Genomic DNA, 21,604 nt, shown 5'->3' on the forward strand with positions numbered 1-21,604 from the left:
ATGGCAAAAATTGCAGTAGTAGGAAGTTCATCGATGGATTTAGTCGTTACATCTGAAAAACGACCAGGTGCTGGTGAAACAGTGCTTGGGGATCGTTTTGAAACCGTTCCAGGCGGAAAAGGAGCGAATCAAGCAGTTGCAGCCGCAAGACTTGGTGCAGAGGTACACATGATTGGCTGTGTAGGAGACGATCACTACGGAGAAATCATTTTAAATAACTTTACGGAGAATCGTGTTCTTGTAAATAATGTGAAACCGGTTACCGATGAAAAAAGCGGAACGGCTCATATCATTTTAGCAGAAGGTGATAACAGCATCGTGGTTGTAAAAGGTGCCAATGATCATATCACGCCTTCCTATGTTGAAGCAGCCGCACACGTATTAAAAGAAGCAGATATCGTCTTGATTCAACAGGAAATTCCAGAAGAAACGGTTGAATATGTGAGTCAGTATTGCCATGATCATCACATTCCACTTCTTCTTAATCCAGCACCAGCACGAAAGCTTAGCCAAACGGTTATTGACCAGGCAACGTATATTACACCTAACGAGCATGAAGCTGATGTATTGTTTAACGGTGTAAGCCCAGCAGAAGCGCTTCGTCAATATCCGAATAAGGTCTTCATTACGGAAGGAAAAAGCGGGGTGCGCTATTTCAATGGGGAAAAGGAAGTTCTTGTTCCCTCTTATGAAGTAGAAGCCGTCGATACAACAGGTGCAGGCGATACGTTTAACGCTGCTTTTGCGGTAGCGCTAGCGGAGAAGAAATCATTTGAAGAAAGCCTGCGTTTTGCTAATCGAGCAGCGTCATTATCGGTGACAAAATTTGGTGCACAGGGCGGAATGCCAATGCGCGGGGACGTAGAAGGGAGTCTTTGAGTATGAAGAAACAGGGGATTTTAAATAGTCATATCTCAAAAGTACTGGCTGATTTTGGACACACGGACTGGATTGTCGTGGCAGATGCAGGTCTGCCCATTCCAGACGGCGTCCAAAAAATTGATTTGGCACTTACGCTCGGTGTTCCAAGGTTCACGGATGTCGTAGATGCACTTGTAGAGGATATGATCGTAGAAAAAGCGATTGTAGCTGAGGAAATCAAGAAGAATAACAAATCAACGTGTAAATACATGGCCAAGGGCTTTCAGAATATTGAGTACGTGTCACATGAAGAGTTTAAAGAACTAACGAAAAACGCAAAAGCGATTATTCGCACAGGAGAAGTTACGCCATATGCAAACTGTATTTTACAGGCAGGAGTAATCTTCTAAAAGGGGTGAACAGATTATGCATATCAAGATGGATAACATCTATAAGGCATTTGGGAAAAACAAGGTCCTTGAAGGCGTAGACTTTGAATTGAAAATAGGAGAAGTTCATGCGTTGATGGGGGAGAACGGTGCAGGTAAATCAACGCTTATGAATATCCTGACCGGACTTCATAAGCATGATCAAGGTACGATTGTGATTGATGGACAAGAACGCTACTTCCAAAACCCAAAAGAAGCAGAAGAGAATGGCGTAGCATTCATTCATCAGGAGCTGAACGTATGGCCAGACATGACGGTTCTTGAAAACCTCTTCATTGGGAAAGAGTTGAAATCATCATTCGGCTTTTTAAAAACAAAGGAAATGAAAGCGTTAGCAAGAAAGCAATTTGAACGATTAGCGGTTTCCATTCCACTTGAAAAAGAAGCGGGAGAATGCTCAGTAGGGCAACAGCAAATGATTGAAATTGCGAAGGCGCTTATGACGAATGCAAAGGTCATCATTATGGACGAGCCTACGGCGGCATTAACAGAGCGTGAAATTGAAAAGTTGTTCGAAGTGATTCGCTCATTGAAAAAAGAAGACGTATCAATTGTCTACATTTCTCATCGTATGGAGGAAATCTTTACGATTTGTGACCGAATAACGGTTATGAGGGATGGTAAAACAATTGACACGAAACACATTCCAGAAACAAGTTTTGATGATGTCGTAAAGAAAATGGTCGGTCGTGAATTAACCGATCGTTTCCCAGAACGGACGTCAACCCCGAGTGAAGTCGTGCTAGAGGTAAAGGGATTAACGAAAAAAGAAACCTTTAACAATATTAGCTTCTCTGTTCGCTCAGGAGAAATTGTTGGTGTCTCTGGTCTAATGGGAGCAGGACGAACGGAGATTATGAGAACGATCTTTGGTCTAGATTCGTTAGACGGAGGAGAAATTTTTATTAATGGTCAAAAGGCGACGATTAAGAACCCTCATCAGGCTGTAAAACTTGGGATTGGATTTATCACAGAGAACCGAAAAGATGAAGGATTAATACTCGATTTCTCAATTCGTGAAAATATGGTTCTTCCAAACTTGTTTAGTTTTGCACCGAAAGGAATCATCGATCAAAAAAGTGAAAATGATTTCGTTGAGTTATTGATTAAGCGCTTACTTATCAAAACACAGTCGGCTGAAACGAGCGCAGGAAATCTGTCTGGAGGAAATCAGCAAAAGATCGTGATCGCAAAATGGGTTGGAATCGGACCGAAAGTGCTTATTTTGGACGAGCCAACACGCGGTGTAGACGTGGGAGCGAAGCGCGAAATTTATCAATTAATGAACGAACTGACGGAGCGTGGGGTTGCCATTATTATGGTTTCATCTGAGTTACCAGAAGTATTAGGAATGAGTGATCGTATATTGGTCATTCACGAAGGGAAATTAACCGGTGAGCTATCTCGAGCAGAAGCCAACCAAGAAAAAATTATGACGTATGCAACGGGGGGACAATAACATGACGGCGATGACTGAAACCATAGGTAAAAAAAATCATGTTGAAAACATTATGCAGAAACTCGGACCTCTTCTTGGCCTTTTTATTCTAATTGTAATCGTTTCTGTATTAAATCCGAGCTTTCTCGCACCACTTAATATTTTAAACTTGCTTCGCCAAGTAGCCATCAACGCACTGATCGCGTACGGCATGACGTTTGTTATTTTAACAGGCGGAATCGATTTATCAGTTGGTTCAATACTGGCTCTTTCTAGCGCATTAACAGCAGGTATGATTGTATCTGGATTAGATCCAATCCTCGCTCTTTTAGTAGGCTGTGTGTTAGGTGCAGTAATGGGAATGGTGAACGGATTACTAATTACAAAAGGAAAAATGGCACCATTTATCGCAACGCTTGCGACAATGACTATTTTCCGCGGATTAACGCTTGTATACACGAACGGAAATCCAATCACAGGTCTTGGTGAGAACCGCTTATTCCAGTTATTCGGACGAGGTTATTTCTTAGGAATTCCTGTACCAGCTATCACAATGATTATCGCTTTTGTGATTCTATGGGTGATTTTACACAAAACGCCGTTTGGACGTAAAACATATGCCATCGGTGGAAATGAAAAAGCAGCACTTATTTCAGGAATTAAAGTACCAAAAGTAAAAGTGATGATTTATTCATTAGCAGGGTTGCTTTCAGCGCTTGCAGGCGGAATTTTAACATCACGATTAAATTCTGCGCAGCCAACTGCTGGTACATCGTATGAGTTGGATGCAATCGCAGCAGTTGTTCTTGGAGGGACAAGCTTATCAGGTGGACGCGGTCGAATTGTTGGAACGCTAATTGGTGCTTTAATCATTGGAACGTTAAATAATGGACTGAACTTGTTAGGTGTTTCATCGTTCTATCAAATGGTTGTCAAAGGTATTGTTATTTTGATTGCGGTTGTTATTGACCGTAAAAAAGCAGCGTAGGAGGAGACAGAAGATGAAAAAAATTCTAGTCTTGGTACTGTCCTTGTCACTTCTCCTTTTAGGAGCATGCTCCATGGAGCCACCCGAATGGGCAAAGCCTTCTAAAAAGGCCGATGTAAAAGACATGAAAATCGGATTATCTGTTTCAACATTAAACAATCCGTTCTTTGTGTCGTTAAAAGATGGTGTAATCAAGGAAGCGAAGAAAAAAGGAATCAAAGTCATCACGGTTGATGCACAAAATGATACAGCAAAACAAATTAATGACGTAGAAGATTTACTACAGCAAGGAGTAGACGCACTTTTAATTAACCCAACTGACTCTGCGGCGATTTCAACAGCGGTTCAGTCAGCAAACAACGTTGGCGTACCGGTTGTGACATTAGACCGCTCAGCTGAAAAAGGAAAAGTTGCGGCACTCGTAGCATCTGATAATGTGAAAGGTGGTCAAATGGCTGCTGATTATATTGTAAAGATGGTAGGTGAAAAGGCGAAGGTAGCGGAATTAGAGGGCGTACCTGGAGCTTCTGCTACTCGTGAACGTGGGAAAGGATTCCATAACGTAGCCGACAAGAAACTAGACGTAACGGCAAAGCAGTCTGCGGACTTTGATCGTACAAAAGGGCTAAACGTCATGGAAAATATCATTCAAGGTAAGCCAGATATTAAAGCTGTATTTGCTCACAATGATGAAATGGCATTAGGAGCAATTCAAGCAATCAATAGTTCTGGTAAAGATGTAATTGTCGTCGGATTTGATGGAAATGACGATGCGATCAAAGCGGTTAAAGAAGGTAAATTAGCAGCAACCGTTGCTCAACAACCGGAATTGATTGGTCAGCTTGCAGTGAAAGCAGCAAAAGACGTTGTACAAGGAAAGAAAGTAGAAAAGAAAATTCCAGTACCGTTAAAACTAGTTACGAAGGAATAAGAAAAAGAGGCGCCTACACGGTGCCTCTTTTAACTTATAGAAGGGCTTTTAGCATATCTTTCTTGATATCTTCCCATAAAGCTTGATCAGTTGTAAAAGTCGCGGAAATCTTCGTCGCAAACTCTTTAAAGGCTGCTTCAAATTCAGGAGAGTTCTTTTCAGGAAGATTTGCTTTTAATGCATCAGCTACCTCCTGAGCTTTTGGTGAGCGAGGGCCCCATTTCCCGATTTCGTTTCCGTCTTCATCGATAAAGATAAAAATTGGAATTGAACGCGCTGTACCGTTTGTTAAGTATTGATCCATTAATTCAAGGTTTTCATCCCGAATTAAAAAGCGTGTTTCAATTAGTGCTTCCTGTGCAAGGCGTAAGAAGATTGGCACGTTTACCATTGCGTCTCCACACCAGTCAGCAGTTAGGACGATAGCTTTTATTTTTTTATGTTGAAGTGTACGAAGGGTAGCTTTTTCTTCGTCGCTTACTGACACTGAGTTATACACCTTTAATAAGTTTTCTTGATGAACGGTCATGTTATGTAGATAGGTAAAATCGGTCAATCCTTTTTCAAACCAAGGTTGTAAAGTTGACATTTTATTTCCCCCTTTTTATGTTTCTCTTTTACTATAAACAAATGAGATCAGAGAGTCCAACAAGAGATTTCGGGACAAACCTAAAAAAAATTTCTTCTCTGTGAACGATTAAAAATATATTTTTTCCTGATTTTTCGCTAATATTAAAGGGAATCAAAAAGTAAATGAGGAATGTGTAGGGAAAGCTTAATAAGGGAATGTAAGTGTGTAAAACGTTCATACATAGAAGACAATTAGTAAGGGAGGAGTAGTATGAGTAACCGTGTAGCTTTGGTGACCGGTAGTGCAACCGGATTAGGAAAAAGAATGATTATTGACCTTGCAAAGGAAGGGTATGATGTCATTATCAATTATCGCCAAAGTAAAGAAAAAGCCCTCAGCTTAAAAAAGGAAGTGGAAGAGACGTATCATGTTAAGGCGACGTGTCTTCAGGGGGATATCTCTAAATTTGAGGATGTTGAGCGCATCGTAAACGAAGCGCTTCAAATACATGGAAAGATTGATATATTGGTGAACAATGCCGGACCTTTTGTATTTGATTATAAGGACTTAGTCGATTATAGCCTAGAAGAATGGGACAGCATGCTTAACGGAAATATGAGCTCTGTGTTTTATTTAGTGAAGCTGCTAGTTCCGTTGATGAGAGAGAATAAGTGGGGACGAATCATCAATTTTGGATTTAGTGATGCGGACTCTGCACCAGCGTGGGTTCATCGATCCGCTTACGCTGCGTCTAAAGTAGGTCTCGTCAGTTTAACGAAAACACTATCATTAGAAGAAGCTAAGCATGGCATTACGGTGAATATGGTGTGCCCTGGAGATATCGTTCATCCTTGGAAGGAAGCAACGATTGAGCAGACAACGCAAACGAACGATGCAGATGATACGCCAATCGGACGCGTAGGTAGTGGAGAGGATATTTCGCGAGTGGTTCGTTTTCTATGCGACGAAAAATCCGACTTTATTACAGGTGCTGTCATTCCGGTAACCGGCGGGAAAAAGAGTTTTGTGTAAAAAGGAGTAGCATAGAGCTACTCCTTTTTTTCGTCTAGGTGCAACAATGAGCGCATAGGATGCTCCCGTTGCAGCAAATCGTCCAACGTATATTTTTTTAATACGCCCAAAAAAGCAAGATACGCCTCTTGTAATACGTGTCGTAGATCACAGGCAGGTGTAATGACACAAGAATTGTTGGCACAGTTGAAACACTCCACAAGATGAAAGTCCTCCTCCATTTTAAGCACTACATCACCAACATTGATCTCTTTCGGGGATTTCGCAAGGCGAATGCCCCCGTTTCTACCACGAACGGTTTCAATCAGATCAGCCTTGCCTAGCTCGTGTGTGACCTTCATCAAGTGATTTTTGGAAATAGCATATGCATCTGCGATATCTTTAATATTAGAAAGCTTTTTGTCCTCCTGCAATCCTAGATACAAGAGAACACGAAGCGAGTAATCAGTGTATTGAGTAAGCCTCATTCGACAAACCCCTTCTTTTAAGATAGATATATGTATCATAGCATGTTCACAAGAAAATGTAAGGAAGATTGTCTGATATCAAACATGTGACAATTTCTTTAAAGATGTATTAAATATATATCTTTTCATCTTCTTGAAGTATATCATAAAGATATATTTAAAATACATCTTTAAAAGGGTGACGATCATGTTAAGTAATGAAACCATTCAAATTATCAAAAGCACCGTTCCAGTATTAGAACAAAAAGGGAAAGACATTACGACAAGATTCTATTCGTTAATGTTCCAAGATCATCCTGAATTATTAAACGTATTTAATCACAGCAATCAAAAAAATGAGCGTCAGCAAACAGCTTTAGCAAAAGCTGTCTACGCTGCTGCGGCAAATATTGATCAATTAGACAAAATTATACCGGTCGTAAAGCAGGTGGCCCACAAGCACCGAAGCATTGGTGTAAAGCCTGAGCAGTATCCAATCGTCGGAGAGTATTTGCTAAAAGCAATTAAAGATGTTCTAGGCGCAGCAGCAACGCCAGAAATTATGAATGCTTGGGCAGAGACATATGGGGTACTAGCGCAAGTCTTTATTGATACAGAAAAAGAAATGTACGAATCGGCGGAAAAACAGGCAGGTGGCTGGGAAGGTTATAAGAATTTCTTCATTGACCGTAAAGTTCAAGAAAGTGAGGGGGTCCTCTCTTTCTATTTAAAACCTGTGGATCATGAATCACTTCCAAGCTTCTTACCTGGCCAATATATTAGCGTGAGAGTGAAACAATTTGAGCACTTGCATATTCGTCAGTACTCCTTAAGTGATGCACCAAACGAAGAGTATTTCCGTATTACGGTGAAACAAGAAACAAATAAAGAAGGCGAGTCCGGAACGGTTTCGTCAACTCTTCATCATTTTGCTGAAGGAGAGGTTTTAGAAGTAAGCGCACCAGCAGGAGAGTTTGTGTATGAAACGACAGAAAATCCGGTCGTTTTCATCAGTGGTGGCGTGGGAGTTACGCCTTTAGTAAGCATGGCAAAAAAAGCTGTCAAAGAGAATGAAAATGTTACGTTTATTCAAGCTGTAAAAGATCGTTCCCATCAGCTCTTAGCAAACGAGCTGAAGCGGCTTAATCTCCGCTACATGGCGTGCTACGAACAGGCTACAGATGAGGAAAAAGCGTCAGGAGCGTGTCAACTAGAAGGGTATATTACAAAAGACTGGCTTCAGGAGAAGCTCACGTCAACTAACTCTCATATTTATCTTTGCGGACCTATTGCATTTATGAAAGTGCTCTACGGTTATTTAGTGGACATGGGAGTCACAGAAGAATACATTCATTACGAAGTCTTTGGTCCATCCGTCGGGCTCGCTTAATAAAAAGCCGTTTGCTACAAAAGCAAACGGTTTTTTTATGGACTGATCCTTTTTCGACTTTCTTACGTTTTAATAGGAGAAACGACTATTAAAAATTGCGCAAATAAGTGAAGGCACGTATGATTTTGAGCTAAGGAGGGATCAGGATGGATTGGAGGGTCTTTTTTAAAAGAGGGCTTCCGTTTAGGAGGCGTTTAGTTCGTTTGCATCATGCGAATGCACTGTTCTTTCTTATTTTAAGTATAACCGGTTTTGTGTTGTTTTCCGGAACGTTCCGCACAGCCCTGCCGTCTGTTCGCGTATACGTAAGAGACATTCATGTTTGGGTTGGGATTGTGAGCATATTACCTCTTTTATATTATCTACCGAAAATGGCAAGACATTTGAAGGGGCTGAAAAAGAAGCAGAATCAGCGCATAAATTTATACCTCATTCTTACGGTGTTATCAGCATTGATTGGGTCTGGTCTCTTGTTAACCTATCATCGACAGTTTTCACCTCAAGTTAGCACAGTCGCTTTATTCATTCATGACGCAGCGACTTGGTTTGGGGTGCCGTATACGATCTATCATAGCATTACGCGGAGCAGGTGGTTTAAAAAGGCTGAAAGAGCGACAAGTAAAAGTACGATTGTCTCCGAACCAATGGAGATCGACGAGAAGAATCCAATTTATACGAGACGATCTTTTTTACGTGTAGCAAGTGGTGGGATCATTGTACTCATTTTTTCACCATTTATTTTTCGGTGGATCAAACCGTTTTTTCCATCAATGGGTGGTCAAGTAGCAGAAACGGCATCGAAAAATAAGCTTGTGCCCAAACCTACTCCAAACGTAAAATCATCGCCACCTATTGGAGGCGGGAAAAAAGGAGAGTTTCGTTACTACACGGTAACAGAGGTACCGACCATTACAAATCAAAATTTCAGCTTTACGATTGATGGACTGGTTCAAAATAAAAAACGGTATAACTGGGAGCAATTCGTATCGTTAAATCGTGACGTGCAGGTTAGTGACTTTCATTGTATTACTGGTTGGAGTGTTTATAGCGTCACATGGGAAGGTATTCCGCTTAGAAAAATTTTACAAGAGGCTGGAGTTAAATCGAAAGCGAAATACGTTAAGTTTTATTCAGCGGACGGAGTGTATACAGACACGCTGACATTGAAGCAAGCAATGGCTAAGGATATTATGGTGGCCACACTTATTGACGGTAAGCTTATTTCTCAAGATAACGGTGGTCCTGTTCGGTTAATTGTACCGAAAATGTATGCGTATAAATCAGTGAAATGGTTGAATCGAATTGAGCTGATTGAAGAGGAGCACGTTGGTTATTGGGAAGAACGAGGCTATTCAAAAAATGCATGGGTTAAATCATAAACGAGCGCTCTTTTTTAAAGGGAGCTCTTTTTTTATAGGACGGTTGTTTTAAGGCGAAGCGGGGTATAGTTAAGGATAAGTATGACGAAGGAAGTGAAAAGATATGGAACTGTACGACGTAATTGGGATTGGAATCGGTCCGTATAACTTAGGACTCGCAGCACTCTCCGAACCAGTCGATGATATAAAAGCCCTCTTTTTTGAACAAAACGCTGAATTTGAGTGGCATCCTGGAATGTTAATAGAAGGCACTGACCTACAGGATCCATTTCTTGTTGATCTAGTGACGTTTGCCGACCCGACGAGTCCGTATACGTTTTTAAATTATGTACATAAACACAATCGACTTTATCAGTTTTATTTTTTCAGTCGAATGGATATTCCGAGAAGAGAATACAATCAATATGCAAAATGGGTAGCGAACCAGCTATCCTCATGCCGTTTCGGAAAGCGAGTCATTGATGTAATCGATCATGAGGATCATTATGAAGTTATAATAGAAGAGGTAAGAACAGGCGATAAAGAAGCGTATTATGCGAAGCATGTTGTGATTGGAACAGGCAATACACCGCTTGTTCCACCCGGGTTTGAAGGGGCACCTAAAAATGATGTCATTCATACAAGTGGTTATGTACCGAATGAAAAAAGTATTAAGCATGACGCACGGTCAGTAACAGTTATTGGATCAGGACAGAGTGCGGCAGAAGTATTTTACGACCTTCTTCAAGACCGTGACTATTATGGATACAAGCTAACATGGTTTACCCGCACTCCACATTTTTACCAAATGGAGCAATCAAAGCTTGCAAGGGAAGCCTTCTCACCTGATTATGTGAGCTATTTCCATCGCCTGCCTTTTGAAAAAAGAACAGAGGCATTATCAACGATCGACCGGTTGCGACACGGAACAGAAGGTGGATTATTAAATCGTATTTATGATACGCTATATCACCGTTCAGTTGATGGAAAAGACCGCTATGTGCGCATTCAACCATCTGTAGAAGTCAATGAGATCCATCCTTCTAGGGAAGGCAAAGGCTATACGCTTTCTTGTCATCAAGAGGGGCTAGAAGAAACATTTCAGCATGAGACGGATAAAGTAATTTTAGCGACGGGATATAAGCCTAATATGCCGAAATGGTTAGAACGTTACCGTGAGAAAATTATTTGGGAAGATGATAAGCGTTTTAAAGTGGCGCGCAATTATCATATCGAGTTTGAAGACAACCGAAAGCATCATCTTTTTACGCTAATGAATTTAGAGCATTCACACGGATCGTCTGCTACAAATTTAGGGTTGTCTGTACAGCGTAATCAAATGATTCTTAATAAGATCGCCAAGCGTGAGGTATATCCCATCCAAACAAATACGGTATTTCAACAATATGATCTTTAAGTACAGGGAAGAGTAACGATACGTTGCTCTTCTTTATTTTGTTTGAGAAGCAAATTATTCGACATTCATTTTTTACAGCAGGATAATAATAAGACCAACGAAAAAAAATAATACGCTATTCATTATATAGATGACTTAACAAAGGAGAGAGAAGCATTGACTAAATTAAGTATACTCGACCAATCTCCGGTATCAGCAGGAAGTACGCCAGAGATGGCGTTGAAAAATACCGTTCGATTAGCACAAGAAGCAGAGAAAATGGGTTACTCACGCTTTTGGGTTTCAGAGCATCATGATACGAGAAGCCTTGCAGGTTCATCACCAGAAGTATTAATTTCTTATTTAGCAGCCAGCACAGAAAAAATTAGAGTTGGCTCAGGCGGCGTGATGCTGCCGCATTATAGTTCCTATAAGGTAGCAGAGAATTTCCGAATATTAGAGGCGTTAGCACCTGGACGAATTGATTTAGGTATTGGGCGCGCTCCTGGAGGTATGCCTAATGCAACGCGTGCGCTTCAGGATGGGAACCCAAAGGATATTCGTCGTTACCCAGAACAAATTGATGATTTATTAAGTTATCTACATGATCAATTACCTGAAAATCATCCATATGAAGGATTGAGTGCCACTCCAATTCTTTCACATGCACCAGAGCTATGGATGCTAGGTTCAAGTGGATCAAGTGCTCAGCTAGCAGCTGAAAAAGGTCTGTCATTTACATTTGCGCACTTTATTAATGGCTATGATGGTCCGGCAGCGGTTCGTTTTTATCGCAATAACTTCAAGCCATCCGCTTTTAATGAAAAGCCGAATGTAATTGTCGCCATTTTTGTCGTGTGTGCTGAAACACAAGAAGAAGCAGAGGAGCTTGCTAGTAGCATCGATCTTTCCATTTTATCAATCGAAAAAGGAATGAGAACAGAAGGAATTCCAAGCGTGGAAACAGCGAAAAACTATCCTTATTCTGCTTACGATTGGTCTCGTATTCGTGAAAACCGTCAGCGTATTATTGTCGGGACACCACAAAAAGTAAAAGAAACGGTGACTAGACTTCAGGAACTTTACGGTGCAGATGAGTTTATGATGGTGTCATTAATGCATGACATGGATGCGAAAATTAAATCATATGAATTGCTGGCAAAAGAATTCCAGCTGTGACGTAGCTGCATATTCCAAGGTTTAGTATACGTACGGAAGGGTACCTTATTTACAGATGAGATCATTCATTCAAATCAGAGATAAGGAGTGTTTTTTGAAATGAGTAAAAAAATTGCCGTACTACTTACAGATCACTTTGAGGACTCTGAATACACAGAGCCAGCAAAAGGCTTAAAAGAAGCAGGACATGAACTAACAGTTATTGAAATGGAGAAAGGAAAATCAGTAAAGGGCAAACAGGGGGAAGCATCTGTTAAAGTCGATGAGAGTATCGACAGCGTAGATCCTTCTCAATTTGATGCTTTACTATTACCAGGAGGATTTTCTCCTGATATCCTTCGTGCAGACGATCGCTTCGTTAAATTCACGAAAGCATTCATGGACGACAAAAAGCCGGTTATGGCCATTTGTCATGGCCCTCAGCTATTAATTACCGCAGAGGCATTAAAAGGTCGCGACGTAACAGGCTTTAAATCCATTCAAGTGGATCTAACAAACGCAGGAGCGAACTTCCATGATAAAGAAGTAGTCGTGTGTGGGAATCAGTTAGTAACTAGCCGTACACCAGATGACATTCCGGCATTCATTCGTGAATCGCTAAATGTTTTAAAATAATACACCATCTAAAAACCTCTTGGACGATTTTTATGTCGTTCAAGAGGTTTTTTAGTGGAGAAAAAAATGGAAGACTCTATTTTTAGAAAGTTTTATGATCACAGAGGACTCAAAAAGCCTATAAAATCAAGCATTCTGCACGTGGTAAATATATGAAACTAAAATAAGCTAAATTATAGCTAAAATTGCCATGGTATTAAGGTTGATATAATATCAGATTCATGTAACAATGTGGGTGTAGTTGGCAAGGAGCCAACGCACACCTCAACTTTTCTTATTTCTACAGAACACCATGACCGAAAAAGTGTTGGAAAGAATTACAGGTTGTGAGGTTGATAGAAATATGAAAGGATGAAGGTGCAGTCGGAAAACGAAATTAAATCGCCCTTTCACATCTGGAAATGTGAAGGACACATTTACTATATATAATTCAAATTTCGAGTGTCCATTTCCAATCTTTTATCCGACTAATCCTATAGGTTTACAAAATTCAAGGAGGTAATGTTTTACTATGAAGAAAACATTTCGTATTGCAACAGCTGCCGGAGTAATGTCACTAGGATTATTATCACTACAAGGACCAGCAAGTGCTGCTTCTAACTGTAACGTACCTCAACAAAATGACAATCAAGCTCAAAACGTTCAAGCACAAGCACCACAAAATGCAAACGTGCAAGAGCTTTTAAAGAAATATAATATTCAAGTACCACAGCAAGGTGAGCAAACAGCTCAGGGACAAGCACAAGCTGAGCCACAACCTAATGCTCAAGGTCAAGCACAAGCAGAACCACAGGAAAAAGCACAAGCACCACAAAGCGGATCATCTGATCAAGCACAATCAAATGATCAAAACACTGACCAAGCACAAGGATCTGTAAGTGAATCAGAAAAGAAGGTTGTTGAACTAGTGAACCAAGAACGTGAAAAAGCTGGACTAAAACCTTTACAAATTGATTCAAAGCTAAGTGAAGTTGCAAAAGCAAAGTCACAGGATATGAAAGACAACAACTACTTTGATCATCAATCACCAAAATACGGTTCACCATTTGATATGATGAAGAAATTTGGTGTAGATTATTCATCAGCAGGTGAAAACATCGCCCAAGGTCAAACTTCTCCAGACGAAGTAATGAACAGCTGGATGAACAGTGAAGGTCATCGTAAAAACATTATGAATCCTAACTTTACTCATATCGGCGTTGGATATGTACAAGATGGAAACTACTGGACACAAGAATTTATCTCTAAATAATAGGAGATAACAAACAAGAGCCCCTCTGGAAACAGAGGGGTTTTTCATATTGACCAGTACGTTTATTTACGTAAAGCAACCGTAGTGGACAAGTCGTTTTTTTCTAAAGAGAAACGGGTATAGTATAGTTAACTACATGATTTTAGGAGTGTGAAGAGCTTTGAGTAGATCTCGAGTGGTAAAACGAATCGCAAAAGCAGTATTGCCTATTTTAGCAAAAGAAGCTTTTTCTTATGCTAAGAGACGTCGGAAAGCGAAGAAAGTTCAACAAAAAACAACCGTATAAGATAGAGAAGAGGACCTAACAATTCGTTAGGTCCTCTTGTGTGCAAAGATGTTTACACAAGATCTTCATCAATTTTAATATGTTTGAATTGATGAAAATCAAACAGTCCCATATCAGTGAGCTTGAGGTGTGGAATGACCGGTAAGCTCAGAAAAGATAGTGTCAGAAGTGGATTGAAATGATCGGCGATTTCTAATTCATGAAGTGCATCATGAAGCTTATTCAAGTTGACCAAAACATCTTGGAATGGAAGGTCCGACATTAAACCGCTAATTGGAAGGGGTAATCCACTTAACACTTGTTGATTTTTTACAATGACTACGCCGCCTTTCATCTTCTCTATTGCTTGAATGGCACATAGCAGATCTTCGTCATTCGTTCCTACTGCAACGATGTTATGGGAATCATGAGCAATTGTTGTAGCGATTGCTCCCTCTTTTAAACGAAAACCTTTCACAATTCCTTTTCCGATATTACCTGTTTCATGATGACGCTCGACTACAAGCATTTTCAATTGATCATCCACGAGAGATGGTTGAAAGTCACCATTTTTTGTTTGAATGTTTTCTACTAAATGATTCGTAACGAGGCTATTTGGAATTACTTCAATGATATGAGCCTGATTCCCTTTCACAGGAAGGCGAAGATCATCTAATGTAAGATTTTTCACATGTACCGTATCAGTCAATGCTGGATTTTCTAATACAGGTTGATCGTTTAACGATGTAAGTACACCTTCTTCGGCTACAAGTTCTCCTGACTTGTATACTTGATGAATCGAGATGGTTTCTAGGTCATTAAGTAATAAAAAATCTGCCTCATAACCAGGGGCTATTGCACCGCGCCCTTGTAATTGATAGCATTCTGCCACATTTAAAGAGGCTAACTGAATGGAAAGAAGCGGATCTAATCCATGTTCAATGGCTAAACGAACGTTATAATCAACAGATCCTTCTGTTAGTAAATCATCAAGATGCTTATCGTCGGTGCAAAACAAACAACGACGAGCTGTGCGTTCATTCACAACCGGAAGTAAATTGAGTAAGTCTTTGGCTACAGAACCTTGGCGAATGGAAACGTACATGCCGCGCTGCAAACGATCCATTGCTTCTTGTGCATTGACACATTCATGGTCTGTTTTAATACCAGCTGTGGCATAAATGTTTACACCGTGTGCATCAAGGCCGGCACCATGCCCATCAATGATCGCATGATGTTTTTTCGCCATTAATAGCTTATCAAGCATGGAGTCTGCCCCCTTTTGCACAGATGGATAATCCATCACTTCTGCTAAACCGATCACGCTTTTTTCAGCTAAAAAGGGTTCTAAATGTTCAGCGTTAAGAATGGCTCCGGCATTTTCAAAAGGCGTGGACGGAACGCTAGATGGAAGGCCTACTAATACTTCTAAAGGAAGGTCCTTGGAGTTTTGAATCATAAAGTCAATGCCAGCTGTTCCAGAAACATTTGCAATTTCATGAGGATCTGTAATGACAGTCGTTACACCATGTGGCACCACAACTTTTGCAAACTCGCTTGGAATAAGCATAGATGATTCAATATGAACGTGGCTGTCGATAAAGGAAGGACTTACATAGCGACCATTCGCATCAATTTCGTTTACCCCCTGATACTCCCCAATACCGACAAACTTTCCGTCATGTATCGCGACGTCACCAGATAAGATGCTTAAAGTAAAAACATCAATAATTTTTGCGTTTTTAATTACGAGATCGGCTTTTATTCGGTGATCAGCTGCTGCGAGCTGTTGTTGTAAGAAGTGTTTGTTCATTGTAATTGCTCCCTTCATTTTTACATAAAAGAGAGGACTAAAAAGAGGAGAAATGGAAAGAAAACATACCAGTTCTCTCCTCGTAGTCCAACTATTTACGGCAGTTTGGTAGAAACTCTTGGACCATATTTCCAAGATTATACGAGAAAAATATTTGATAGGTATTTCGCTCCATTGTACGCACCTTTTTTTCACTCGTCAATACGTAGTTCAGCTTTTATTTAGTATATGTAAAAAGTAAGCGCTATTAATACAAAGTCGAGTTTTACTGTTCAAACAGATCACTAACTTCATTCTTAATCCGCTAAAAGGAGCGAATGGACAGAAAAAATGAGCCGAGAAAAAGAACACTACAGCACCTTGGTTAATCACGACGAGAAGCATGTCTAACCATACGTGGATTATTCCTTTAGAAAAGAAACCAAGTGAATAAGTCCCTACTCTTCACACAAGAGGATAGGAGCAGAAGATGCGAAGACTCCTACGGGACTTAGCGAGTCAGGTGAGATCCCGCAGGAGAGAAACGAGGAGGAAGCTCAGCGCTCTCCCCGAGGAAAGCGAAGCAATCTGAAGCGGAGATCCGAACGAGTAGAAGTATTTTGATTTGAGAGCAACCATATGTAGATCATCTCTTTAGAAAGGAAGGCAAGTAGATGAGTCCCTACTCTTCAAACAAGAGGATAGGAGCAGAAGATGCGAAGACTCCTACGGGACTAGAGAGTCAGCTGAGATCCCGCAGGAGAGAAACGACGAGGAAGCTCAGCGCTCTCCCCGAGGAAAGCGAAGCAATCTGAAGCGGAGATCCGAACGAGTAGAGGTATTTTGATTTGAGAGCAACCATATGTAGATCATCCTTTTAGAAAAGAAGCCAAAATAAAAACCGCTACTCTGCGAATCACAACAGAAGTAACGGTTCTTTTATCATTGTGTTTGTTTACGAAGTGAGCCTAACTCTTCAGCGATTGCTTGCATTTCACTTGGACTGAAAGATGTTTTACGCATTACCATATCATAAAGATACTTAAGATCTTCATACATTTCTTCATCAAAATGAGAAGCTTTAACAGCACCAAAATTTAGAATGCGAAGCTTTTCTTTGATTGCCTCTACCATATATTCAACATTTTCACTCGATTTTTGTGTTAAGTCCAAATTTTTCATCCTTCCACGGAACAGTTTTTCTTATTGTAACACGTCCTATTTTTTTAATCACCTTTCTTTTAAACACCTGTTATTTTCCCTTTTTCAAATGATTGTATATAATGTTGTTCATAAAGAAAACCTGTTTTCAGTAAAGGTATTTTTTAAAAATCTCTATATGTTAAAAGTAAATAACCTCCGTTCTATATCTATAGAACGCCAAAAAGGAGAGAAACATTATGGTAAAAGTCCTATTTGTTTGCCTGGGCAACATTTGTAGATCCCCAATGGCTGAAGCCGTATTTCGTCACCTAGTTCGTGAAAAAGGGCTTGAAGATAAAATTAGCATTGATTCAGCCGGAACAGGAGATTGGCATATTGGAACTCCTCCTCACGAAGGTACGCAACGAATTTTAACGAAAAAACAAATTAGCTTTGACGGCTTAAAAGCCCGCCAAGTACAAAAAGAAGATTTAACTGAATTTGACTATATTATCGGGATGGATGCGCAAAACATTGGTAACCTCCACCGAATAGCAGGATTTAATAAGACAGGCTACATTGGTCGTCTCTTGGATTTTGTCCCGGAATCAGAAATAGAAGATGTTCCCGATCCATACTTTACAGGAAATTTTGATGAGGTATACGAATTAGTAACAAAAGGCTGTACAAATTTATTAGCAGAAATTATTCATGAACATTTTTCGGACGAGATCCATAAATAAAAAACTAGGAGTGAAGGTAGATGGGAAAGAATAAGCTAGGACAAGGGATTATCATTGGAGCACTTGTAGGGGCAGCTGTATCTCTTTTAGATAAGCACACTAGAGAGCAAACAAAAGCAGGCGCAGGTAAGGTAATGGCCGCAGTGAAAGACCCAAGAGGTACATATACAACCATTAAAGCAAAAGTAGATGATTTAAGGGAAACGTATGAAACCGTGTCAGAGGACATCTCTTATGTAGCCCAGAAGGTGAAAGACCTACAATCAGCAACTCCACAAGTAAAAGAAATTGTTCAAGAAACTAAGGAAGCCTTTCATACGGTAACCGAGTCTAAACAACAAGAATAAAAATGAGGTGAGGAAATGGAGAAACAAAAGAGAAAACGACCTTTTATTGCAGAACTGGCAGGACGGTTTTTGAGTGATGAAATCCCTAGTCTTTCTGCAGAGCTGGCTTACTATTTTTTGTTATCACTATTTCCGTTATTAATTTTTATTGTGACACTCATCGGTTTTTTACCGCTTCACGTACCAAATTTGTTGGATATGCTTGAAGAGGTTGCACCACGGCAAACGATGAAATACATTGAGGATAATTTAAACGAAGTAGTGGGTTCTCGAAACGGTCAACTCTTATCATTTGGAGCAATTGCGACGTTATGGTCAGCTTCAAACGGCATTAACGCCATTGTTCGAGCATTTAACAGAGCGTATGAGGTAGAAGAGAGCCGGTCATTTATTGTGGCAAGGGGAGTGGCGATCCTATTAACAGTTGCGATGATTTTTATTATTATTGTAGCACTATTGCTCCCTGTTTTCGGAAAAATGATTGGGGTCTACCTGTTCTCAAAGCTTGGTTTTTCGAGTACATTCTTAAATTTGTGGTCCGCTTCGCGCTGGATCATTAGCGCAGCCATTTTGTTTATTGTGTTTTTGGCTCTGTATCATTTTGCTCCGAATAAAAAGGGACTGCATATTAAAGACATCTGGAAGGGGACGCTTGTGGCGACGCTCGGATGGGTTCTTGTTTCCTTGGCTTTTTCATACTACGTAAATAATTTTGCCAATTATACCGCTACGTATGGAAGTCTTGGTGGGATCATTGTGATGATGGTATGGCTTTATCTCTCTGGAATGATTATTGTCATCGGCGGAGAAGTTAATGCCATTAGTCACAAACGTCGACAAGGAAAAAACTAGTACGATATTTCTCCTCTATACGTGACATATTAAATGTGTAAGACCATGAAGGGGGAGTCGTTGAATGACAAAACATACGAAAAAAGATGGCAGCAACACAAAACAAAATAAAAAAAGCTCACCAAAACATAAAACAAGCAATAGCCAAAACGGACAAAACGGCTATCATTAAACAACAAAAGCTCCTACACGTGTAGGAGCTTTTGTTTATTTTAGTAAACGTAGGCCGTTTAAAATGACTAAGATGGTGCTTCCTTCATGTCCGATAACGCCGAACGGTAAATCAAGGAATTGAAGAAAGTTCGAGCAAATTAAAAGCAAAATCACGGTGATCGAGAAAATGACGTTTTGCTTTACGATGCGATTCATACGCTTTGCCACTTTTATGGCTTCTGCTATTTTAGATAGATCGTTTTTCATTAGCACAATGTCCGCTGTTTCAAGGGCCACATCTGTACCTTCTCCCATCGCAATTCCGATGTGAGAGGTTGCAAGCGCCGGAGCGTCATTGATTCCATCTCCAACCATTCCAACCGTTTGGAATTTCCCTTTTAAGGCTTTTACTTCATCTACCTTTGTCTCAGGTAAACATTCTGCTACGTACTGATCAACGTGGCATTCATTTGAGATTGCTTCAGCGGTTTTTACGCTGTCACCTGTAATCATAACAGTAAAGATGCCAGAGGCCTTTAATTCTTCAATTGCAGCAATTGTTTCCTCACGAACAATATCCTTTAAAGCAATTAATCCGACAATTCCGTGCTCATCGCGCGCATAGACGATTGTTTTTCCGTCTTCAGCCAACGAAGCAGATATTCCTTCATGAAAGGCGATAGCTTCTTCTTTGCCAACAAAATCCGCTTTCCCAACCTTCCACTCAACACCTGAAAGTACACCGATAACGCCGTATCCAGGTACATCTTCTAAAGAATCAGGCTGCTGTAGATCACTAGCTGTCTTCGTTTTAACATATTGCACGATTGATTGAGCCAAAGGATGATTTGACTGACGCTCAATCGACGCAATCCCTTTTAAAAAGTCCTCTTCTGTAACGTGATCACGTGTAATTACGTCTGTTACTTCAGGCTTCCCGCGTGTAAGTGTACCCGTTTTGTCAAATGCAATCGCCTCAAGGTGCGCAAGTCTTTCTAAGTGAGCACCGCCTTTGAATAAAATCCCTTTACGAGCACCGTTTGAAATCGCAGAAAGAGACGCTGGCATGATGGAAGCTACTAGTGCACAAGGTGAGGCAACAACAAGTAGAATCATCGCGCGATAGAAGGTTTCAGTCCAGCTCCAGCCCAGTACGTAGTGAGGGAGGAACATCATTATCGCAACGACTGACAAGACGACCTTTACGTAGATTCCTTCAAATCGTTCAATAAAAAGCTGTGAAGGTGACTTTTCACTTTGAGCACTTTGAACGAGGTTGATAATTTTTTGAAACAGCGTTTCTTCCGTTGTTTTGGTAATTTTAACTGTAATGGCACCTTTAATGTTCACAGTACCTGCGAATACTTCATCATTCAACTGTTTCATAACAGGAACAGCCTCACCAGTAATCGCCGCTTGATCAATGGTTGTTTGTCCTTGAACAACTTCACCATCTGCTGGTACACGCTCACCTGGCTTTACAAGAATGAGATCGCCAATCGCTAGTTCGGAAACGTGTACGATTTCTTCATGATCACCTAGCACTCGTGTTGCTTCTTGGGGCTGCATTTCCATCAGTGATGAAATTTCACGATTGCTTTTATTCATTGTGTAAGTCTCAAGCGCACCGCTCAACGCGAAGATGAAAATGAGCATTGCTCCCTCAAGCCAGTATCCGATAATAGCTGATCCAATAGCTGCAAATATCATCAGCATCTCTACGTTTAACTCTTTATTTTCAATTGTTTCTTCAATGCCTTCCTTTGCTTTGGCGAATCCCCCAATAACATAGGCTAAGATAAATAGCGTGACAGAAGCAGTCGTTTGACTTGAAAAAATCCATCCTGCAAGTATTAATACGCCGCTAAACAGTGCTGCAACAAGCTCTCCATGCGTCTCGAAAAAACTCTTTAGCTGAGAAGGCTCATTGCTTAAAGGTTTTTGTTGATTTAATGCTCTTGCGTCCATTGTTTTATCCCTCCATTACATTTCTAAATGAGAAAAATAATCACAATCAATACCCTTAAAAAACACGAAAGCTGCTATCGTTAAGATAGCAGCATTTCTCTTCAAAGATACATGTATTGAGTTTTAGTCGTTAATATATCCAAAGTATACCACGAACACGAGGGATAAAACATAAAAAAATTAAAAATCGCGACCTTCTTCTGAAAGAGAATAAGCGCTGTTATAAATATGTTCAATTTCAGCGTCTGTCATATAAAGCAACGCATTACGATCCATCCCTTTCATCCGTTCAATAAATGTAATCATGTTTTTACGCTCTTGTCTGCTCAATTTGTTCTCCTCCTTAACTGTTATAAAACAGTTTTGTTTATTTTTTAATATTATATAACAGTAAATGCTTTTTGTGTACACTTTTTTCAAAAAAAGAAAAAATCA

At 40.2% G+C, this 21,604-nt stretch carries 22 protein-coding genes and 1 riboswitch; of the genes, 16 read left to right on the forward strand and 6 right to left on the reverse strand.

The features are described 5' to 3' along the window. The 5 genes from rbsK to rbsB are packed head-to-tail and all read left to right on the forward strand — an operon-like array spanning position 1 to position 4,667. The gene (rbsK, locus tag IE339_RS02335; protein ID WP_242173240.1) at positions 1-879 is read left to right on the forward strand and encodes a ribokinase; all 879 of its coding nucleotides are present in this window, start codon (positions 1-3) and stop codon (positions 877-879) included. A gap of 2 nt (positions 880-881) precedes the next feature. Beyond that, entirely contained in the window at positions 882-1,271 is a 390-nt protein-coding gene (gene rbsD, locus IE339_RS02340; RefSeq protein WP_242173242.1) for a D-ribose pyranase, read from the forward strand. Positions 1,272-1,287: 16 nt separating this feature from the next. Then, the gene (locus IE339_RS02345) at positions 1,288-2,769 is read left to right on the forward strand and encodes a sugar ABC transporter ATP-binding protein (RefSeq protein WP_242173244.1); all 1,482 of its coding nucleotides are present in this window, start codon (positions 1,288-1,290) and stop codon (positions 2,767-2,769) included. 1 nt (position 2,770) lies between these two features. After that, a complete protein-coding gene (gene rbsC / locus IE339_RS02350) occupies positions 2,771-3,736 on the forward strand; it encodes a ribose ABC transporter permease RbsC (RefSeq protein WP_157052795.1) in 966 nt (321 codons plus the stop codon). Positions 3,737-3,749: 13 nt separating this feature from the next. Continuing rightward, the gene (rbsB, locus tag IE339_RS02355; RefSeq protein WP_242173246.1) at positions 3,750-4,667 is read left to right on the forward strand and encodes a ribose ABC transporter substrate-binding protein RbsB; all 918 of its coding nucleotides are present in this window, start codon (positions 3,750-3,752) and stop codon (positions 4,665-4,667) included. 34 nt (positions 4,668-4,701) lie between these two features. Here rbsB and IE339_RS02360 read toward each other — a convergent pair whose 3' ends face one another. After that, positions 4,702-5,256: a thioredoxin family protein gene (locus tag IE339_RS02360; RefSeq protein ID WP_242173248.1), complete on the reverse strand. Its 555-nt coding sequence runs from the start codon at positions 5,254-5,256 to the stop codon at positions 4,702-4,704. 252 nt (positions 5,257-5,508) lie between these two features. Between IE339_RS02360 and IE339_RS02365 the strand changes: the two genes are divergently transcribed. Then, positions 5,509-6,270 (forward strand): SDR family oxidoreductase, encoded by a 762-nt coding sequence (locus IE339_RS02365; protein ID WP_242173250.1) that lies wholly within the window; start codon positions 5,509-5,511, stop codon positions 6,268-6,270. A 17-nt stretch (positions 6,271-6,287) separates the two neighbouring features. On the opposite strand, the gene IE339_RS02370 is transcribed toward IE339_RS02365, so the two are convergent. After that, on the reverse strand, positions 6,288-6,737 hold the full coding sequence (locus tag IE339_RS02370; protein ID WP_242173252.1) for an RrF2 family transcriptional regulator: 450 nt from the start codon (positions 6,735-6,737) through the stop codon (positions 6,288-6,290). Positions 6,738-6,924: 187 nt separating this feature from the next. On the opposite strand from IE339_RS02370, the gene hmpA reads away from it, so the two are divergent. From hmpA to IE339_RS24640, 7 genes are all read left to right on the forward strand, one after another. Continuing rightward, positions 6,925-8,106, forward strand: coding sequence for an NO-inducible flavohemoprotein (gene hmpA / locus IE339_RS02375; protein ID WP_242173255.1), 1,182 nt, complete (start codon positions 6,925-6,927; stop codon positions 8,104-8,106). Positions 8,107-8,252: 146 nt separating this feature from the next. After that, the gene (locus tag IE339_RS02380; protein ID WP_242173258.1) at positions 8,253-9,485 is read left to right on the forward strand and encodes a molybdopterin-dependent oxidoreductase; all 1,233 of its coding nucleotides are present in this window, start codon (positions 8,253-8,255) and stop codon (positions 9,483-9,485) included. Positions 9,486-9,588: 103 nt separating this feature from the next. Next, entirely contained in the window at positions 9,589-10,881 is a 1,293-nt protein-coding gene (locus tag IE339_RS02385) for a lysine N(6)-hydroxylase/L-ornithine N(5)-oxygenase family protein (RefSeq protein ID WP_242173260.1), read from the forward strand. A 156-nt stretch (positions 10,882-11,037) separates the two neighbouring features. Further along, on the forward strand, positions 11,038-12,039 hold the full coding sequence (locus IE339_RS02390; protein ID WP_242173262.1) for an LLM class flavin-dependent oxidoreductase: 1,002 nt from the start codon (positions 11,038-11,040) through the stop codon (positions 12,037-12,039). Between the two features lie 99 nt (positions 12,040-12,138). Further along, a complete protein-coding gene (locus tag IE339_RS02395) occupies positions 12,139-12,654 on the forward strand; it encodes a type 1 glutamine amidotransferase domain-containing protein (protein ID WP_242173264.1) in 516 nt (171 codons plus the stop codon). Positions 12,655-13,165: 511 nt separating this feature from the next. Then, positions 13,166-13,906 (forward strand): CAP domain-containing protein, encoded by a 741-nt coding sequence (locus IE339_RS02400; protein WP_242173266.1) that lies wholly within the window; start codon positions 13,166-13,168, stop codon positions 13,904-13,906. A 160-nt stretch (positions 13,907-14,066) separates the two neighbouring features. Continuing rightward, complete coding sequence (locus tag IE339_RS24640; RefSeq protein WP_277933935.1) at positions 14,067-14,192, forward strand: hypothetical protein; 126 nt, start codon at positions 14,067-14,069, stop codon at positions 14,190-14,192. A gap of 52 nt (positions 14,193-14,244) precedes the next feature. Here the strand turns inward: IE339_RS24640 and ade are convergent, their stop codons facing one another. Beyond that, positions 14,245-15,990, reverse strand: coding sequence for an adenine deaminase (gene ade, locus IE339_RS02405; RefSeq protein ID WP_431522784.1), 1,746 nt, complete (start codon positions 15,988-15,990; stop codon positions 14,245-14,247). A 57-nt stretch (positions 15,991-16,047) separates the two neighbouring features. Next, positions 16,048-16,149, reverse strand: a riboswitch (purine riboswitch). A 756-nt stretch (positions 16,150-16,905) separates the two neighbouring features. Continuing rightward, positions 16,906-17,136, reverse strand: a complete 231-nt coding sequence (locus IE339_RS02410) for a DUF1128 domain-containing protein (RefSeq protein ID WP_053403067.1) — start codon at positions 17,134-17,136, stop codon at positions 16,906-16,908. A gap of 227 nt (positions 17,137-17,363) precedes the next feature. Here IE339_RS02410 and IE339_RS02415 point away from each other — a divergent pair, with 227 nt between their 5' ends. From IE339_RS02415 to IE339_RS02425, 3 genes are read left to right on the forward strand one after another with little or no spacing between them, the layout of a single operon-like run. Next, complete coding sequence (locus tag IE339_RS02415) at positions 17,364-17,849, forward strand: low molecular weight protein-tyrosine-phosphatase (RefSeq protein ID WP_242173269.1); 486 nt, start codon at positions 17,364-17,366, stop codon at positions 17,847-17,849. A gap of 20 nt (positions 17,850-17,869) precedes the next feature. Continuing rightward, complete coding sequence (locus tag IE339_RS02420; RefSeq protein WP_053403065.1) at positions 17,870-18,196, forward strand: YtxH domain-containing protein; 327 nt, start codon at positions 17,870-17,872, stop codon at positions 18,194-18,196. A 15-nt stretch (positions 18,197-18,211) separates the two neighbouring features. Then, a complete protein-coding gene (locus IE339_RS02425) occupies positions 18,212-19,048 on the forward strand; it encodes a YihY/virulence factor BrkB family protein (protein WP_242173270.1) in 837 nt (278 codons plus the stop codon). A gap of 207 nt (positions 19,049-19,255) precedes the next feature. On the opposite strand, the gene IE339_RS02430 is transcribed toward IE339_RS02425, so the two are convergent. Together IE339_RS02430 and IE339_RS02435 are read right to left on the reverse strand one after the other, a co-directional pair. Further along, a complete protein-coding gene (locus IE339_RS02430) occupies positions 19,256-21,169 on the reverse strand; it encodes a heavy metal translocating P-type ATPase (RefSeq protein ID WP_242173271.1) in 1,914 nt (637 codons plus the stop codon). Positions 21,170-21,349: 180 nt separating this feature from the next. Beyond that, positions 21,350-21,499, reverse strand: coding sequence for a BH0509 family protein (locus IE339_RS02435; RefSeq protein WP_242173272.1), 150 nt, complete (start codon positions 21,497-21,499; stop codon positions 21,350-21,352). Positions 21,500-21,604: the final 105 nt, after the last annotated feature.

The organism is Priestia koreensis (genome assembly GCF_022646885.1).
Lineage (GTDB): Bacteria > Bacillota > Bacilli > Bacillales > Bacillaceae_H > Bacillus_AG > Bacillus_AG koreensis_A.

Bases quoted from the DNA above. Each gene is read 5' to 3' on its own strand.
- rbsK (WP_242173240.1), top strand. From the start codon at position 1: ATGGCAAAAATTGCAGTAGTAGGAAGTTCATCGATGGATTTAGTCGTT.
- rbsD (WP_242173242.1), top strand. From the start codon at position 882: ATGAAGAAACAGGGGATTTTAAATAGTCATATCTCAAAAGTACTGGCT.
- IE339_RS02345 (WP_242173244.1), top strand. From the start codon at position 1,288: ATGCATATCAAGATGGATAACATCTATAAGGCATTTGGGAAAAACAAG.
- rbsC (WP_157052795.1), top strand. From the start codon at position 2,771: ATGACGGCGATGACTGAAACCATAGGTAAAAAAAATCATGTTGAAAAC.
- rbsB (WP_242173246.1), top strand. From the start codon at position 3,750: ATGAAAAAAATTCTAGTCTTGGTACTGTCCTTGTCACTTCTCCTTTTA.
- IE339_RS02360 (WP_242173248.1), bottom strand. From the start codon at position 5,256: ATGTCAACTTTACAACCTTGGTTTGAAAAAGGATTGACCGATTTTACC.
- IE339_RS02365 (WP_242173250.1), top strand. From the start codon at position 5,509: ATGAGTAACCGTGTAGCTTTGGTGACCGGTAGTGCAACCGGATTAGGA.
- IE339_RS02370 (WP_242173252.1), bottom strand. From the start codon at position 6,737: ATGAGGCTTACTCAATACACTGATTACTCGCTTCGTGTTCTCTTGTAT.
- hmpA (WP_242173255.1), top strand. From the start codon at position 6,925: ATGTTAAGTAATGAAACCATTCAAATTATCAAAAGCACCGTTCCAGTA.
- IE339_RS02380 (WP_242173258.1), top strand. From the start codon at position 8,253: ATGGATTGGAGGGTCTTTTTTAAAAGAGGGCTTCCGTTTAGGAGGCGT.
- IE339_RS02385 (WP_242173260.1), top strand. From the start codon at position 9,589: ATGGAACTGTACGACGTAATTGGGATTGGAATCGGTCCGTATAACTTA.
- IE339_RS02395 (WP_242173264.1), top strand. From the start codon at position 12,139: ATGAGTAAAAAAATTGCCGTACTACTTACAGATCACTTTGAGGACTCT.
- IE339_RS02400 (WP_242173266.1), top strand. From the start codon at position 13,166: ATGAAGAAAACATTTCGTATTGCAACAGCTGCCGGAGTAATGTCACTA.
- IE339_RS02415 (WP_242173269.1), top strand. From the start codon at position 17,364: ATGGTAAAAGTCCTATTTGTTTGCCTGGGCAACATTTGTAGATCCCCA.
- IE339_RS02420 (WP_053403065.1), top strand. From the start codon at position 17,870: ATGGGAAAGAATAAGCTAGGACAAGGGATTATCATTGGAGCACTTGTA.
- IE339_RS02425 (WP_242173270.1), top strand. From the start codon at position 18,212: ATGGAGAAACAAAAGAGAAAACGACCTTTTATTGCAGAACTGGCAGGA.
- IE339_RS02430 (WP_242173271.1), bottom strand. From the start codon at position 21,169: ATGGACGCAAGAGCATTAAATCAACAAAAACCTTTAAGCAATGAGCCT.